This window comes from Bradyrhizobium sp. 41S5 (assembly GCF_011516665.3).
Lineage (GTDB): Bacteria > Pseudomonadota > Alphaproteobacteria > Rhizobiales > Xanthobacteraceae > Bradyrhizobium > Bradyrhizobium quebecense.
On sequence record NZ_CP083721.1, the window covers coordinates 7,605,879 to 7,621,098 of the forward strand.

14 protein-coding genes are annotated in these 15,220 nt (G+C 59.7%); 6 read left to right on the forward strand and 8 right to left on the reverse strand.

What is annotated here, in order from left to right; genetic code table 11:
• The first annotated feature begins 506 nt into the window (after nt 1-506).
• Complete coding sequence (locus HAP47_RS41430) at nt 507-632, forward strand: hypothetical protein (RefSeq protein ID WP_256459636.1); 126 nt, start codon at nt 507-509, stop codon at nt 630-632.
• A gap of 21 nt (nt 633-653) precedes the next feature.
• Here HAP47_RS41430 and HAP47_RS36505 read toward each other — a convergent pair whose 3' ends face one another.
• Complete coding sequence (locus tag HAP47_RS36505; protein WP_057848204.1) at nt 654-854, reverse strand: hypothetical protein; 201 nt, start codon at nt 852-854, stop codon at nt 654-656.
• A gap of 617 nt (nt 855-1,471) precedes the next feature.
• On the opposite strand from HAP47_RS36505, the gene HAP47_RS36510 reads away from it, so the two are divergent.
• The gene (locus HAP47_RS36510) at nt 1,472-1,714 is read left to right on the forward strand and encodes a helix-turn-helix domain-containing protein (RefSeq protein ID WP_224580947.1); all 243 of its coding nucleotides are present in this window, start codon (nt 1,472-1,474) and stop codon (nt 1,712-1,714) included.
• A 708-nt stretch (nt 1,715-2,422) separates the two neighbouring features.
• Nucleotides 2,423-2,962: a hypothetical protein gene (locus tag HAP47_RS36515; protein ID WP_173643860.1), complete on the forward strand. Its 540-nt coding sequence runs from the start codon at nt 2,423-2,425 to the stop codon at nt 2,960-2,962.
• 68 nt (nt 2,963-3,030) lie between these two features.
• Here the strand turns inward: HAP47_RS36515 and HAP47_RS36520 are convergent, their stop codons facing one another.
• The 4 genes from HAP47_RS36520 to HAP47_RS36535 form a co-directional block, all read right to left on the reverse strand.
• Nucleotides 3,031-5,421: an arylsulfatase gene (locus HAP47_RS36520; RefSeq protein WP_231168628.1), complete on the reverse strand. Its 2,391-nt coding sequence runs from the start codon at nt 5,419-5,421 to the stop codon at nt 3,031-3,033.
• A gap of 247 nt (nt 5,422-5,668) precedes the next feature.
• Complete coding sequence (locus tag HAP47_RS36525) at nt 5,669-8,038, reverse strand: arylsulfatase (protein WP_173643859.1); 2,370 nt, start codon at nt 8,036-8,038, stop codon at nt 5,669-5,671.
• Between the two features lie 45 nt (nt 8,039-8,083).
• Complete coding sequence (locus tag HAP47_RS36530) at nt 8,084-9,406, reverse strand: HlyD family secretion protein (RefSeq protein ID WP_173643858.1); 1,323 nt, start codon at nt 9,404-9,406, stop codon at nt 8,084-8,086.
• Between the two features lie 7 nt (nt 9,407-9,413).
• Nucleotides 9,414-9,716, reverse strand: coding sequence for a DUF3302 domain-containing protein (locus HAP47_RS36535; RefSeq protein ID WP_173643857.1), 303 nt, complete (start codon nt 9,714-9,716; stop codon nt 9,414-9,416).
• A gap of 265 nt (nt 9,717-9,981) precedes the next feature.
• Between HAP47_RS36535 and HAP47_RS41435 the strand changes: the two genes are divergently transcribed.
• Together HAP47_RS41435 and HAP47_RS36540 are read left to right on the forward strand one after the other, a co-directional pair.
• Nucleotides 9,982-10,107 (forward strand): hypothetical protein, encoded by a 126-nt coding sequence (locus HAP47_RS41435; protein WP_256459640.1) that lies wholly within the window; start codon nt 9,982-9,984, stop codon nt 10,105-10,107.
• Nucleotides 10,108-10,275: 168 nt separating this feature from the next.
• Nucleotides 10,276-10,962 carry a Crp/Fnr family transcriptional regulator gene (locus HAP47_RS36540; protein WP_173643856.1) on the forward strand — a complete coding sequence of 229 codons (687 nt, stop codon included), beginning with the start codon at nt 10,276-10,278 and terminating at the stop codon, nt 10,960-10,962.
• Between the two features lie 169 nt (nt 10,963-11,131).
• Here HAP47_RS36540 and HAP47_RS36545 read toward each other — a convergent pair whose 3' ends face one another.
• The 3 genes from HAP47_RS36545 to HAP47_RS36555 form a co-directional block, all read right to left on the reverse strand.
• Nucleotides 11,132-12,454, reverse strand: coding sequence for a TAXI family TRAP transporter solute-binding subunit (locus HAP47_RS36545; RefSeq protein ID WP_371821717.1), 1,323 nt, complete (start codon nt 12,452-12,454; stop codon nt 11,132-11,134).
• A 170-nt stretch (nt 12,455-12,624) separates the two neighbouring features.
• Nucleotides 12,625-12,942 (reverse strand): DUF1476 domain-containing protein, encoded by a 318-nt coding sequence (locus HAP47_RS36550; RefSeq protein WP_173643854.1) that lies wholly within the window; start codon nt 12,940-12,942, stop codon nt 12,625-12,627.
• Nucleotides 12,943-12,972: 30 nt separating this feature from the next.
• On the reverse strand, nt 12,973-13,383 hold the full coding sequence (locus HAP47_RS36555) for a F0F1 ATP synthase subunit epsilon (protein ID WP_173643964.1): 411 nt from the start codon (nt 13,381-13,383) through the stop codon (nt 12,973-12,975).
• A 185-nt stretch (nt 13,384-13,568) separates the two neighbouring features.
• Between HAP47_RS36555 and murJ the strand changes: the two genes are divergently transcribed.
• Nucleotides 13,569-15,197: a murein biosynthesis integral membrane protein MurJ gene (gene murJ / locus HAP47_RS36560; protein ID WP_231168630.1), complete on the forward strand. Its 1,629-nt coding sequence runs from the start codon at nt 13,569-13,571 to the stop codon at nt 15,195-15,197.
• Nucleotides 15,198-15,220: the final 23 nt, after the last annotated feature.

Consider the following 15,220-nt stretch of genomic DNA (forward strand, 5'->3'; position numbering starts at 1 on the left):
GTATCAGCTTGGTAACAGGTACTTCACGTAGCAAGAAGCTGGCGTGACAGCGCTCAACCCTTTCGGGTCCCCAGTGCCGTAAGTGCTGCTAAACCTTTTCGAACCGTCGAACGCATCGTGCTACGGATGTGATTGCGCGGTTTGCTGACGGGTGCTTTCATCTTCGGTTTCTCCACTTGGGCTTGGTTTTGGTGAACTTCGGCTTGAGCGGAGACCCTGAGCTGAGCGTCCCACGTCGCTTTCGGCGTCAGCGTGAATTACGAGTACCATCGCTGATCTCGAAATCCGCGTTTGTTTTACCGCATCGGCTTCAGGCGGCGCAACCCAGGAAGAGCCGCCGTGCCGACATAGTAAGCTGCAGCCACGGTGCAGGTTCTTCGGGCACCATTCCGCGGTCTGGGCCGGGGTTTAGCCTCTGCCCGCCTGCACTTAAGGACCTCCGCGAGTACCTCAATCGCTATGTCTACCTGCCGCGGCTAGAGAACCAGGAGGTTCTGGTCAAGGCCGTGCAGGCTGCCGTGGGCGGTACGCTTCCCGGTCCGTTTGCCTACGCTGAGCGATGGGACGAGAAGTCGGACACCTATCTAAGCCTTGCGATCGAGGGAGCCGTCAATGCGGCAACACTCTATTGAAGAGCATCATGATGCCGCCTTCTAGCGCTGGTGACCAAGCCGGATTCCAAGCTTGAGCGCCTTTTGGCGGAGTGAGCCTTCGGAGCGCTTTGTGAGCTTCGCAATTTTTGCAACCGGAGTCTTGGCTTTCGAATGAGCGCGCAGCTCCTTTACGTCAGCCTTTGTGTATTCGCGACGCACAGGTTTCTTCTTCGTAGCCGTCTTCTTTGCCTTCTTCGCCACTTTTAGCTCCTCGATTCGAGAGCGGGCGTACTAGCACAGCCGCATTGAGGCGCAACTCTCCATCGGTTGACCCTATAGGCTGGTCCGATGCGTGAACTCGCTCATGATGTCAGGTTTGCTGGCGATTTGATGCCGGAGAGATTCGGCCCCTGCCCGAGGTTCAATCACGCATTGACGCGCTGCTAGCGGCGGGTATGACCACCAGTGCTGCAGAATTCATCCGCGACGAGCGCGGCGTCCAGACGTTTCAAAAGGCCCCGGGCCGGGCGCTCGCGCGCCTTCACGCCGACTTTCGTCTTTTCTTTGCACACGGGGCCAAGTGAGCACGGGGACGGCGTGTTACGAACTTGCCAACAGCGCATCCGGTCTGTCCGATTTGTACGCTATAGCGCGCAGGAGTTAGTCGCGGCATCAGAGAGCCTTTTGTTTGGCACCGTAGGCGACATAGATCGACGCATCCGGGCAATTGGGCTGCGCGCAGCTGGCGTCGAATCAAGTCAGCATGAACCTCATCAGCTACCACAAAAGCAATGCCTTCCTGGTAAGCCCGCGCCGACACCAAGGTCGCGCCATGGAAATTCCTATGCCGATCTCGCTCAGCGGGACTTGATCCGATTGTGGCGGAAATCATCGAAGCACACACAGAAACCATGATTGACAATGATAACAACAAGCGGCGCCGGCTCGTCGAGTTCAAGGATGGTTGCCGCTATGGCAAATTCGGAAAGACTAAGGCTTATGAGCTGATCGCCCACGAGAGGATCAGAGCGTACAAGATGGGAGGTAAGACCATGATCGATCTCGACAGCGTGGATGAATATCACGCTTCGCTGCCGAGGGTCGAAGCGAGAGCAAGCTAGACCGCCGATCTGCGCAGCGGAACGGCAGGCGCACCGTCGCGCAGGCTGTCGAGGCGATCAGTGCAACGCTGCATCAAACGCACGCGTCCGGCCCAATAGGCAGCACAGTTATAGATGCCGAGGATCTTGTCGGCCTCTGCCAAGGCGGCGCCGCACCACCTCATCGCGCCACCAGCGCTACTTTCTCAGTGTAGTGGGCGAGTTGGGCTTCCACTACATCGCCGTCGAACGCGCCCTCCTCGTTGAGCAGTGGGCGACGCGGTCGAGTGGAAGCCGTGCGCCCAATGGTCGCCGCCGAGGCAGTATCGCAGTTCGTGCCCGCAGCCCCGCGTTCTGTGTGTTGTTGGACATTGGCAGGCCATCGTCATTGGAGTCCAGCATCGCGGATCAGCGCCGCACGATCAGCGCATTTGGTGTCGGTCTCGCGCCCAGACAATAGAGTCGCCCCGAAGTCGTCCCAGCCACCGGCATTTCGATTCATCGCCAGGTTCGATTCCGGTCGCGACATTGAAGACCGGAACGGCATGGTGCCAGCCCTGCTGCCGGGGGAGCCTGCTCTTTTTTTGCCAGCTGATACGGCCGTCTGCTTGTTGGTATTTCTGTTGGTATTGGCAACATTCGACTATCAAAATTTATGCGAATTCAGACAGTTATAGTATTAGGCGGTTGTCGGCCAGGGGCACCAAGCCGAAAACATCAATAACAAAAATGACTTGTGCCGAAAGCCGGCTTTCCGATCATCAGGAATATTTTCGCGGCACGCTGAAAACACACGTAAAAGTTCAACGTAGCCGTCCAGTTTGTTGGCATTTTTGTTGGTATCGGGCGAACGAGCGTTCACGGCGAATTTCGTTATTCCGAACGAGGGAATTGAGCAGATGGCCCGCAAGATGGGGCTACGCGCAGACGCCATCGAAACAAGTCAACAGGAAGCTCGTCAGCTACCACAAAAGCAGCACCTTCCTGGTAAGCGCTGGAAGGTGCATCATCGGATGGTTCGAAACTTCGTTTCTCGGCGGCCTCCCGCAATACCAGCTGGTGAAGGGCATGGGCGAAGGCCTCGCCCAGGTCGAAGATTCCAGTGTGCCTTACCTTCCCGCCGAGCGCATCAGACCGTTGAACATCCCGATGATGCAAGCCGGGTCGATCGTGAAGCATATCGGGATCGGGTCCGGTGACACGCTTCGCGGCAAGGAGCTGACGCCGCCGACTGAATCCTACAAGTATCCGCCACTGGTTCTCAGATAGTGGGAGATTGAACGCTCACCTTCCGCGTTTCATGCGCTTGCTCCCTTTTGGCGGACATGCCAGCTGCCTCAATCGAGTTTGACGCCGACCCTCTCGATCTTGCCATCGAACTTGAAGGGACGACGATCGAGATAGTCCAACGAGACCGTCGAACCGAGGTCCACGCCCACATCAAAGGTTTCGCTCGCCGAGAACGCGGCGGGCACCGTTCGTTGGGCCGTGGTGCGCGCAACCTCCTGTCCATCAACTTTTAGTACGACGTCGGCGGGAGACAGTGGCTTCGGGCTCGCAAACCTCGTCGTGACCTCGATTTGGTGTTTCCCAGGTGCGATCTTTGCTGCGGAGCGAGCGACGTAACGCTCGATGATCATCATGTTGTATTCATAGACCAAAAATCCCCGGTCCATATACAGCGTAATGCCGCCACCCGCCCCGCCCAACGCGTATAGGACGCCGGACGTGTTTTCTCCGACCTCGGCATCGATCGTTACGGTATTGCTTTCGCGGCCGATGCCCGGTGCCGAAAACTCAGGCATGCGCGTCGTTGTCGTATCGAACTGCCAACTCCTGTACGGCGACTTGAGACGATCTTCGGGATGCAGCCGAAGCCAGATGCCGGCGCCGAGCGGGTAGACCTTGTTGGCTCTTGCCTGCTCGTCGAACACCTTCTGCAACTCCGCCAGACGCTCCGGCTCCTTGCCGGCTAGATCATCGGCTTCGGAGAAATCATTGGTGATGTGGTAAAGTTCCCACTTATCCTTGGCCGAATCCCATTCCGCAAGGCCCGGTGCGCCGGGTAACCAGGGCACCAGCGGACCAAACGCCGTCGCGATCCAGCCCTCCCGGTAGATTGCACGGCTGCCATTGTTATCAAAATATTGGACCTGCTTGTGTGAAGGAGCCTTTGGATCATTGAAGGTGTACACGAAGCTGACGCCATCGATTGGATCCTGCGCAAAGCCGTCGACTACTTTCGGCGGCTGAATGCCGATGATCTCGTAGAGGGTCGGTGCGACGTCGTTCACGTGAGTGAACTGAGGCCGCGGCGTGTGGTCAGGTTTGATGCCCTTCGGCCATGAGATCACCATCGGGTTGCGTGTTCCGCCGAAGTGCGAGGCGATCAACTTGGTATATTGGAAAGGTGTGTTGCCGGCCCACGCCCAGCCAGCATGATACATGCTGTCGGTCTTGGGGCCGCCCAACGCGTCGAGACCACCGATCTTCTCTAGCGCTGCAATCTGCTGTTCAACGGTATTGGGAATTCCGTTCTGCGCCAGCAATTCGCTGATGGTTCCGTTCTGGCCTTCCGCGCTGGCCCCGTTGTCGCCGAAAATATAGATCACGATGGTATTGTCGCGAATGCCGAGACGATCCAGTTCGTCCACCACCCGGCCGGCCTGCACGTCAGCATGCTCGACAAAGCCGGCAAAGACTTCCATCAGTCTGCGCTGGAACGGGCGCTGTGCCTCCGGAATGCTGTCCCAGCCAGGCATAGACGCCGCGCGCGGCGTCAGTTTGGTGTCGACTGGAATCCAGCCAAGCTGCTTCTGCCGCGCGAACACACGCTCGCGATAAGCATCCCAACCATCATCGAACTTGCCCTTGTACTTGTCAGCCCATTCTTTGAATATCTGATGTGGCCCGTGTCCAGCGCCCGGCGCCCAATACAGCAGGAACGGCTTGTCCGGCGCAAACGCTTGATGGTGGCGCAGCCAGTCAATACCGTGCTGTGCGAGATCCTCGGTTAGATGGTACTTCTCGTCGTGGGGTTGCTCAATCTGGTTGGTATTCTCGACCAGCCGCGGCTCCCATTGAGATGTCTCGCCGGCGAGGAAGCCGTAGAAATAGTCGAAGCCGTGCCCGGTCGGCCAACGATCGAACGGCCCCATCGAGGTGGTCTGATCGGCAGGAGTGTTGTGCCACTTGCCTATAGCTGCCGTCTTGTATCCGTAATCGCGCAGGACTTCCGCCATCGTCGCCGACGTTTTCGGAATGATGCCGGTATAGCCGTCCCAGTCCACTGCGCGTTCCGCGATCGTGCCATTGCCAACACGCTGATGATTACGTCCGGTTAACAACGCCGCGCGCGTCGGAGAGCAGATCGAGGTCGTATGGAAGCTGTTGAAGCTGATTCCCTGGTCGGCAAGCTTGCTAAGCGTTGGGGTGTTGATCTCTCCGCCGAAGGTCGAGGCCTGTCCGAAGCCGACGTCATCCATCAGGATAATGAGCACGTTGGGCGCATCCTTGCGCAAATGATCCTGCTCTGGCCGTCGCTGGTGCTTGGAGTCCTGCAACCTCGGTTCGGCTATGCTTGCCGAGGGCACTGGCGGAAACGGAAGGACTGAGCCGTCGGCTGGAGTGGCATTCGGCGCGCCTTGGGCAAACGCTGTCGCCATGAGGATGAGCAATGCTGCGCCGGCAATCAGAATGTACCTCGATACGTTACGGAACCAGCTCATAGTCGCCTTTCCTTTTCGATCAGAGATTACTCGGCGTTTTGACGATCGATTGCGCACGGGGTGACGGCTCCTCGATAGGTCCACATCTTCATGGCTGACACAAAGGCTACGCAGAGATTGATCATGGGCAAACCTTTGCTGCCTCCATCAGGCGCCGTCACCGCCAGCATCCGACGATGTTGTTCTTCGGCACACGAGTCTTCCACATCGATGAACCTGACATGGACGGGCTGAACGTCGGCACCTTCTATTCCTTCAAGTACTTGATCTTCGTCGTGCCGATGGTGCCGTTGAACGCAAACGGCGCCTTGTCGAAGTAGTCGAGCGATACTGGTGAATCGAGGTCGCTGCCGATGTCGAACGTTGCGTTGGATGTGAAGTGCAGCGACATGGCTGCCGGCACCTGCCCCTGTGCCACGATCTGGCCGTTCACCTTCAAGGTGACATTCATCGGTCCACCGATCGGACCGACCAGCCTCGATTCGACCTCAATCCTGGTCTTGCCGGCCGGCAGCTTGTCCTTGGCCGCGATCTTGGTGCGGGTGATCTCGAAGAGATTGAACTCGTAACTGAGGACGCCATCCTTCACGTAGCAGGTAACGCCTCCCGAAAAGCCTGCAAGTGCGTAGAGCACGCCGTTGGCGTTGGCTGGTACGTCGACGTCCATGCTCACCAGGCTATCGATCTTGCCGAGCTTGGGAGCCGCGGATTCCGGCATTCGGGCCATTGGACCGTCGAAAGTCCATTCGGTGACGGACGTGGCGGGCGCGTCCTCCGGATGGTAGATCGCAGTGGACCACAGGCCACCGCCGATCGGAAGGTTCTTGTTCTTCGCGGACTCGACGAGAAAGAGAAGCTTCATCTCCTCGAGCTTCTGCGGGTTGGACGCGGCAAGATCGTTCGCCTCGCTCCAGTCCTTGTCGAGGTTGTAGAGCTCCCACTTGTCAGTCAGGGGGGACCACTGCTTGATTCCTGGCGGCATTCCGCCCACCCACGGTTCACGCAGGCCGCGCGCACTCGCAAACCAGCCGTCGTGGTAGATGCCCCGGCTCGCCATGATGTCGAAGAACTGCGTCTTGCGTCGTCCCTCCGCCCTGGCGTCATCAAACGTGTACCGCATGCTCACGCCTTCGATGGGGTCCTGCTCGAAGCCGTTGACCACACGTGGCGGCGTGATCTTGGTAACTTCGTAGATCGTCGGCGCGATGTCGATGACATGATGGAACTGCGCACGCGGCGTCGCATCGGGCTTGATGCCCCTGGGCCATGCAACGGCCATCGGCTGGCGGGTGCCGCCGAAATACGCGCCGCTGAGCTTGGTGCCTTGATAAGGTGTGCTGCCCGCCCACGCCCAGCCAGCATGATACATGTTGTCGGTCTTTGGACCACCGAGCGCGTCCAGGCCGCCAAGTTCCTTCAACGCTTCGATATGCTGCGAAATCTTGGTTGGAATTCCGTTCTGAGCCAGTTGCTCGCTGATGGTTCCGTTGAGGCCCTCTGACGACGAACCATTGTCGCCCCAGATGTAGAAGATCAGCGTGTTGTCCAGCTTGCCTTCCTTCTGGATTTCATCGATGACCCGCCCGGCGTTGTAGTCGGCATGCTCCGCGAACCCCGCGAAGATTTCCATGAGGCGCCGCTGGAAGGGCTTTTCATCTTCGGGGATTGAAGCCCATGAAGCCAGCGTTTGAGGTCGCGGCGTCAATTGCGCATCCTGCGGAATCCATCCCTTCTCCTTGGCGCGCTTGAAAGCGCGTTCGCGGTAGGCATCCCAGCCGTCGTCGAACCTGCCTTTATACTTGTCTGCCCATTGCTTCATGATCTGATGCGGGCCATGTGCGGCTCCAGGCGCCCAATACATGAAGAACGGCTTGACCGGCTCGTAAGCCCTTTGTTCACGGAGCCATTTGATCGCATCCTCCGCAATGTCTTCGGTCAGGTGATAGCCCTTGCGCTTCTCCTCGGTGACGAAGGTGGTATTGCGCACCAGTGTAGGTTCATATTGCGAGGCCTCGCCGGCGAGGAAGCCGTAGAAATATTCGAAGCCATAACCGGTCGGCCAATAGTCGAACGGTCCCTTGGAACTGATCTGGTCCTCGGGAGTGTTGTGCCACTTGCCCCAAGCCCCGGTATTGTAGCCGTAGTCCTTCAGCACCTCCGCAACCATCGCCGAGGATTTCGGGACGACGCCGGTGAAGCCGTCGAAATCGTTGGCCAGTGCGGCGATTTGGCCGTTACCGACGAACGTTGCGTTGCGCCCCGTGAGCAGCGCGGCGCGCGTCGGCGAGCACATTGCGGTCGAATGGAACCGGTTGTAGGAGATGCCCATCTTCGCAATGCGATCGAGCGTCGGTGTATTGATCTCGCCTCCATAGGTCGACGGTGTTGCCGGACCAAGATCATCCATCAAGATGATCAGGATGTTCGGCGCGCCGTCGGTAAGGTGCTTCGGCTCGACGCGCTTTTTGTACGTGGAGTCTTGTATCGTCAGTCCCGGCGTGGAGGTCGATGGAACGGGCGGGAATGGCAGGATCTGCTGGGCCCCCGCAATCGGCGAAAGCAGTATGGTCAGCGACAGGCCGAGTGCAATCGTCAGTGACCTTCGTTGCGAATTCATTCTCTTGGCTCCCTTATCCGTTCGGCGCTACGGGGCGCGCGCGGTCTAAGACGTAAAATAGAGGTAGTTGGTCCAGCTTGTGATGCGCATCAGCGCCATCCGGATCACGCCGGCGATCTGGACGTGGCCGCTGTAGATTGCGGCGTCGCCCTGCGTGCCGGCAGGCAATCGCAAGTTTTCCGCGTCGTCGAGCTTGATGCGCACAGCAAACCTGGAATTGCCGGGGTTGCCGATTCCGGGAAAAAGGCCGGTTGCCGTCAGTTGTCCTTCGCTCGCCACGTCTACGGTCGTGACCACCTTGCCGGGAAACACCCGGCCGGGATACATCGGGAACACAACCTCGGCGTACTCGCCCGGCTTGATCTGAAGGTAAGGCCCCTGCATGAAGCTCGCCACCACCATGCCGAGGTTCCCTTCGTCGCGGTCACAAACGAACGGCAACACGGACGCGGCGGCGCTGACGACGGCGCCCGGCACAAGCTGCAGATTGACCGCATAGCCATCGCACGGCGCGCGCACGATCGACTCGTCAAGATTGTACTTTGCCGCCGCGAGTTGCTGACGGACCTGCGCCACAGCCGTATTGTCGCTTCCGATGTTGGACTGATATGCGAGCCGCGCGCGATCTTCCGCCGCCCTGGCTTCGACAACGCTTTGTTCCGCCGTATCAGCATCGCGCACCGAGCGATCGAGCATCGCCTGTGCGATCACCTGCTTCGCGAACAGTCCCTTTTGCCGCTCAAGCTCGGCCTCTGCCAGAGCGAGCTGCGCCGTTGCCTTGTCGACGCCCGCGGTCGCCTGATCGAGCGAGGATTTCAACTGCGGAACGTTTTGCTGCGCGGCGGCTAGCGCTGCCTGCAGCCGGTCGACCTCAAACTGAAAAGGTTGCGGGTCAATTCTGAAGATGACATCGCCCTTCTTGATCGGCGCGTTTGGCTGCGCAATGATTTCCGCGACTCGACCGGGTGTCGTGAGATGCGGGACGATCTGGACGATGTGCTGGAACACCCGTGCGTCGGATGACGAGGGGTGGTAGTTGTTCATCGACAGCAGGATGAAGAAGGCGAACCCGGGACCGATCGCGGCCAGAACGATTGCGATCGGAAGACTGAGCCGGATCAGCCTGAGCTTGGCGAAGATCAGCCAGATCAGGAGCATATAGGTGCCGAAGATGGCCGCCATCATGGCGCCGTCCTCCGCGTGTTTCCGGCGATCCTGTTCTCGATGGCATCGATCCGGCCATTGAGCCTGGCCAGTTCGGCGTCGACAGCTTTGTCGGGTGTTGTCGATCTGGCCGTCGCATCGTGCACCGGCGCGTTGAGTGAACGATAAAGGAAGATCACGAACACCGAGCTGACGATCGCCCACAACATCGCTATGCTCCGTGAACCGTCGTGTTCGACAAGTTTGTCTCAATCGCAGCGAGTCGCTGCGACGCCTGCTGCAGCCTGCCGACCACGGAGCCCTGCCCGGCCTCGGAAAGGCCGCCATTGTCTGACGGTCCAACCGACGGGTTCATGTGAGCCCACACCATCGCAACCGGCCACATGATCAGCGTAAGGACACCCATCCAGCCGCAGATCCTGATGGCACCGGCCTGCGGATGGTTGCGAGCTCGCGCGATATCGCCGGGCAGACTGCCGAGCTTGTAGACCGCCAGCCCAATCACAACGGGCATGACGCAAAGGATTCCGAGCGCGAGCCAGTGCAGAAATGGCCCGGCTCCTTGCAGCGTGAAACCCATTGTTGTCGCTCCGGTGAGGATTCGGCGGCCACGCCGCCTTCAACGCGGCTTGACTTCGCGAGCTTGCGGTCGAACAGCGACGAAACACCAAATCTGCCTGCCGAGGGTGGACAGATTTGTCATCCCTGCCTATCGGACCGGATGTGACCCGCGGGGGCGGTGGGCGCCACCACCTCCGCGATTGATCGAAGACAGGTCCGTGACGTCCGAGACGGCTGACGCTGCCGGCGCGGCGCTCGACGCCACCGAGCATCCAGACAATACGAACGCTGCAGCCACCGCGCTGGGTTGCAACCTGATCCCCGTCATTGCTTTGCCCTTCTGATATTTTCAGTATCGCAATCGGAGCGCGAGCAAAGCGATCCTCAAATGGGGTCGACTCGATCCCCATTTCACCGCTTGAAGATTGATCTCGATCAATTCGCGACGCGCGTCTCTTCACTAACACTCAACCTTGGCTGACATTGATCATGTGCGGTCAATTGGACGAGCAATGCTGGAAAAGGATGCAGCGCACCAAATCGCTCTTGACGCCGGCTGGCTTCGCCGGACGCCGCCGCCTTTCCAGCGTGCGGTGCTCGAGCGCTGCAGACTGGAGCAATTTGCCGCGGGTACACCTGTCTATTCGGTGGGAGACGAGCCTGGCGGCATGTTCGGCATCGTGTCGGGTTGCCTCGGCGTTTCAGTCGCGCCCAGGGAAAGCGGTCCCTATCTGGCCCATCTTGCGTTGCCGGGGACCTGGTTTGGCGAGGCGGCCGCCTTTACGCGTCAGCCCCGGAGGGTCGGCCTGATCGCCAGCCGCGACAGCGAGTTGTTGCATCTGTCGTTACGCGCGATAGACGACATTGTCCGTCGCGACCCCGTGGCGTGGCGGTATTTCGGCCTTATCACGATCGATCATCTCGCGGTTGCGGTGGCGGGGTCGGACGCCTTGATGATCCGGGACCATTTCAAGCGCTTCATTGCCGTTCTGCTTCGCCTCGGAAACACTCGCCCTCAAAATGGCGAACCGATCCAAGTCGACGTCAGCCATGAGGACCTCGCCCACATGGCCAATGTCGCCCGTACTACGGCCGGTGCCATCCTGCGCAAGCTTGAGGTGGAAGGCCACGTTGTCCTAGCCTACCGCCGGATCAAGATACTTGCACCGGACGCCCTGCGACGAAAGCTGCGCGATTGAATTACGGCCTGATTTTCAAAGAAGTCAGCCGGTGAACAATTTTGCGAGCGCCCTCGTGTGATTTATCACCCAAAGCGCGATGAGATCAGGTTGAATCGTCATCGCGCTTTAGCTTCTGTTTGAGCATGATCTTTTCGGAAAACCGCTTCGCACTTTTCCGGATCATGCTTTAGGCTGCGGTAAAGACTCCCGGTCTCTTCGCCAGTGCCGCGCGCCGGTCGTGGATCAGCCCCTCCAGCCGATGGGCTACGACGTTCAGGGTCGCGGCATCGACCGCCTCATCGTCGCCGTCCGCCGCTTTGGCACGTTCGGCCGTCAGAATGTCGTCGATGTCTCCCTCGATGGCGGCCAGTTCGGCATCCGAGACGGCCTTCCGGATGCGGCGCCCCAGTGCATAGAGGGAATCCAGCGGGCCTTCTGTCTTTCCGCTGCCTAAGCCGAGAAACTTCCACGCCGCGGCGAGCAACGTAGCCGCGCCGCCCAGCGCCATCGGCGTCAGATAGATCCAGTTGCCGTATTCATCCATGAAGCTCTGCTGGGTGCCGTTGTAGAACGCCGCCGCTCCGGGATGCAGCGGGAGAAAGGCGTCCTGGTCCATGCTGGGCCCGGTGATCTGCGCGAAGACAGGCAGCTCGCCGATCAGATCCCTGCGCGCGCTCAGGATGGCCTGCGTGAATCTCGTCATCAGGTCGGTGCCGAGCTTCTTGTTTGCAACCAGATACAACGTGGCTTGCAGGGTCGTCACGTCGTCATCCGGCACCGGTGGGGACACCCGCAGCGTGCCCTTCGGCAGGTCGAAGCTTTCGAAGGCGCGTTCGGTTGCCGCAATCGCACCGGCGGCTTCGATCGGAATCAGCACCGGCGCCGCCTTTGGCCCCGACGGAAACCACGTGCGCACCTGCGACAGATACTTCTGAGTCAGAGGTATCACGACAATCAGGGCGCTGACCGACTTGGATTGAATCGCCTGGTGCGCATCCGCCGGAACGATGTTCTTGAACGAAACCTTGTTAACCAGGCTGTATTCCTTCGTCAGCACATCGACGACTTTGGAGTTGGCTTCTCCGCCGATCACGCCAACCGTATGCCCCTTCAGCTTCTCGACGCTGTCGATGGAGGATCCCGACGGCGCGACGATCATCACGATGGCATGGGTGACAACGATAACGGCTTGGGCCTGCGACAGGTCGCCGACGTCGCTCCGAACCACCGCGAGATCCACCTGGCCCTTCGAAAATGCATCCGCTGCCCCAAGGGCGGAGCCGCTGTCGATGACCTTGAGCCGCACGGGAGCATTCGTCGTGACGAGTCGGCTTGCAAGAGCCAACATGGCCTTGTTCGCCTCGCCGTCGATCGAGCCGACCGCCACGGTGAGCGTTACGGGACGATTGTAGTACTTATACCCGAGGAGACCTGCGCCAGTCGCGACCGCGGCGAGGCCGAGGAGCAGGAAAAAGCGGACCCAGAGCGGCAGTTTCGTCGATACCATCATCCTTCCCCTTTTGGTTTGCCGATCGCTCGGGCACTTTCGCGCCCCTGCCATCATTCCGAACCAGGCATCGCCGTCCAGTGGAAGCCTCGTACCACGAACTCAAAGCGGCCCAGCCAATTGGCGACCGGGACGACGCTCTACTTTGCCAGAAACTGACAACGGCATTCCGATTAGTGGCCGGATTCGATCTGGGCCAGCGCAACGTGAAAAAACTCGTCCATCTTCAGGGCGACCTGCTGCTTCGAAATGCTTTTGGATGCAAGGTCGTTCGCTACCTTGCGCAAGGTATCGTCGCTGGTCTGGTTCGCGAGGTTGGCCGTGACGAGCTCGTTCGCATAGTCGGCAGCAGCATCTCCAGTCAGGCCGAGCTGCCCCGCGGCCCAGTTGCCAAGCATCTTGTTGCACCTCGCCACAACCTTGAATCTCAGCTCTTCATCATGGATGAATTTGGCTTCGAAGCCTTGTTCGCGTTTGTCGAAGGTTGTCATTTTTGATCCCACCCGGATTTGTGCACGCTGTTAGAAGGCGGTCGCAGCCGCCAGGCTCGTACGGATAGACTTGTAGTGGTCGAGCAACGCAATGGCTCGATCGAGTTCAGTGCCGACCGGCTGCTTCTCCAGACTTTGCTGCAACTCCTCAATCATCGAGTGAAATTCGGCCAGGTTAAACCCTTCAACGGGGGACGCCGACTCCGCAAGGATCGTGAGCTCCTCTCCGGAAAATTCGGCCAGCCCTCCCAAAGCCACAAATTTCCTGGTGGTATTGCCAGCCATCACGGTCACAATCCCCGGTCTGAGCATTGCGACGATCGCCGCATGGCCGGAAAGCACACCAAAATCACCCTCGACGCCGGGCAGGTCAGCCTGGTCGACTCGATCAGAAAACAACAGGCTTTCAGGCGAGACGAGGGTCAGCCGGAAAGTCGGCATAATCACTTCTTCCTGTCGTCCGGGCAGCTGGATTTCAAAAACACGGTAATTCCGGGACACCAGGCCTCATTGATCTGCATCAAGCAGAGAACAGACCGGCTCTCCCAAGGTGGGCTTTCAACGCATGACCGCTCGCTCAGCGCGACAATCGTGGATTTTGTCGGTTTCTTGCAGGAGATTGGCGCTTGGCCGAACAACAGGACCGCGCGGGTCAGGCGCGCGTCATCGGCATCGCCTCCATCATCTGGGCCAGCTCGATCTTCCTGAGCCGCGTGATGGGGCTGGTCCGCGAACAGATCATCGGCCGCACCCTGGGTGCGAGCCGCATGGCCGATCTCTATTTTGCAAGCTTCACGTTGCCCGATTTCCTCAACTACCTGCTGGCGGCCGGCGCGCTGTCGATCGTGTTCATCCCGATCTTTCTCGCGCATCTGGAGCGCGGCGACCACGAACGCGGCTGGGAATCCTTCAGCGTGATCGCGAACTTCATCGTCGTGGTCGGGACCGTTGGCATCGGTCTGCTGATGATATTCGCCCGTCCGCTGGCAACTCTGGTTGCCCCGGGGTTCAGCAGTGACGGCGATGTCGATACCCTCGTTCGGCTGACGCGGATTATCTTGCCGGCTCAGTTTTTCCACGTGATCGGAGGCTTGCTGTCGGCCGCGTTGCAGGCGCAGAACCTCCACGCCCTGCCGGCGATGGCTCCGCTGGTCTATTCGGCCGGGATCATCATCGGCGGTCTGATCGGAGCCCACTATCCGCAACTCGGGGCGGAAGGGTTCGCCTGGGGCGTGCTGGCCGGCTCCATAGCCGGCCCGTTTGCGTTGCCATTATACGGCTGCATGAAAACCAGGATGCGCTGGACTGCCCTCTTCACCTTCCGCAATCCGGACCTCAGACGCTACCTCTGGCTGTCGGTGCCGATCATGATCGGATTCTCGATCGTCGTGGTCGACGAATGGATCGTGAAGAACCAGGCGTCATATCTGGGAGCCGGGAGCCTGTCGTATCTGCAATACGGCCGGACACTGATGAAGGTCCCGATGGGCATGTTCGGAATGGCGGCCGGGGTGGCGGCCTATCCGACCATCAGCGGCCTGGTCGCCGCCGGGCGCATCGTCGAAGCCTACGGCCTGCTGTGCCGCGCGGTTCGCCTGATGCTGCTCCTCACCTTCGCGGCGCAGGTGTGCCTGACGATCGCGGGTTTCGAGGCGGTGTATCTGATCTGGGGCCTGTTCGCGGACCGCTTCACCGTTGCTGACGCGCAGCAAACGGCAACCGTGCTCGCCTATCTCTGCCTCGGGCTCAGTGCCTGGGCGGCGCAAACGGTGATCAGTCGGGGCTTCTATGCTCTCGAGAGCACATGGTTGCCGACCATCATCGGCACTGCCGTCGCCATCGTTATGGTGCCCCTCTACGTGGTGCTGCGGCAACAATACGGCACGGTCGGCCTTGCCATCGCCAGCTCTACGTCAATCATGGTCTACGTGATCCTGCTCGGCTGGCTGCAGCGCCGCCGCTTCGAGAAAGAGGCGGCAGCCAGAGGCACCCGGCTCCTTCGGGGGAGCCAGGAGATGCTCGGCCCCGTGCTCCGCCTGGCCGCGGCCGCCGCTATTGCGACAGGGCTGGGCCTCATCGCCAGGACACAATTGTTGTCCTGGCTTCCTGACATGCACCTCGCGACAATCCTGCTCCGCGCCACGCTGCTCTGCATGTTCGGCATTGGGGCCTATCTAGGCTTGGCCCGCTTCTTCCTGGTGACGGACGTGATCGAGTTCGAGGTCAAACTGTTCCGTAAATTGCGGCTCGGCTAACCGACCGCGGTCTTTTCAGCTGT

Excerpts from the sequence above, each read along its gene's own strand:
- HAP47_RS36515 (WP_173643860.1), top strand. The coding sequence starts at position 2,423 with ATGACTTGTGCCGAAAGCCGGCTTTCCGATCATCAGGAATATTTTCGC.
- HAP47_RS36520 (WP_231168628.1), bottom strand. The coding sequence starts at position 5,421 with ATGAGCTGGTTCCGTAACGTATCGAGGTACATTCTGATTGCCGGCGCA.
- HAP47_RS36525 (WP_173643859.1), bottom strand. The coding sequence starts at position 8,038 with ATGAATTCGCAACGAAGGTCACTGACGATTGCACTCGGCCTGTCGCTG.
- HAP47_RS36535 (WP_173643857.1), bottom strand. The coding sequence starts at position 9,716 with ATGCCCGTTGTGATTGGGCTGGCGGTCTACAAGCTCGGCAGTCTGCCC.
- HAP47_RS36540 (WP_173643856.1), top strand. The coding sequence starts at position 10,276 with ATGCTGGAAAAGGATGCAGCGCACCAAATCGCTCTTGACGCCGGCTGG.
- HAP47_RS36545 (WP_371821717.1), bottom strand. The coding sequence starts at position 12,454 with ATGATGGTATCGACGAAACTGCCGCTCTGGGTCCGCTTTTTCCTGCTC.
- HAP47_RS36550 (WP_173643854.1), bottom strand. The coding sequence starts at position 12,942 with ATGACAACCTTCGACAAACGCGAACAAGGCTTCGAAGCCAAATTCATC.
- HAP47_RS36555 (WP_173643964.1), bottom strand. The coding sequence starts at position 13,383 with ATGCCGACTTTCCGGCTGACCCTCGTCTCGCCTGAAAGCCTGTTGTTT.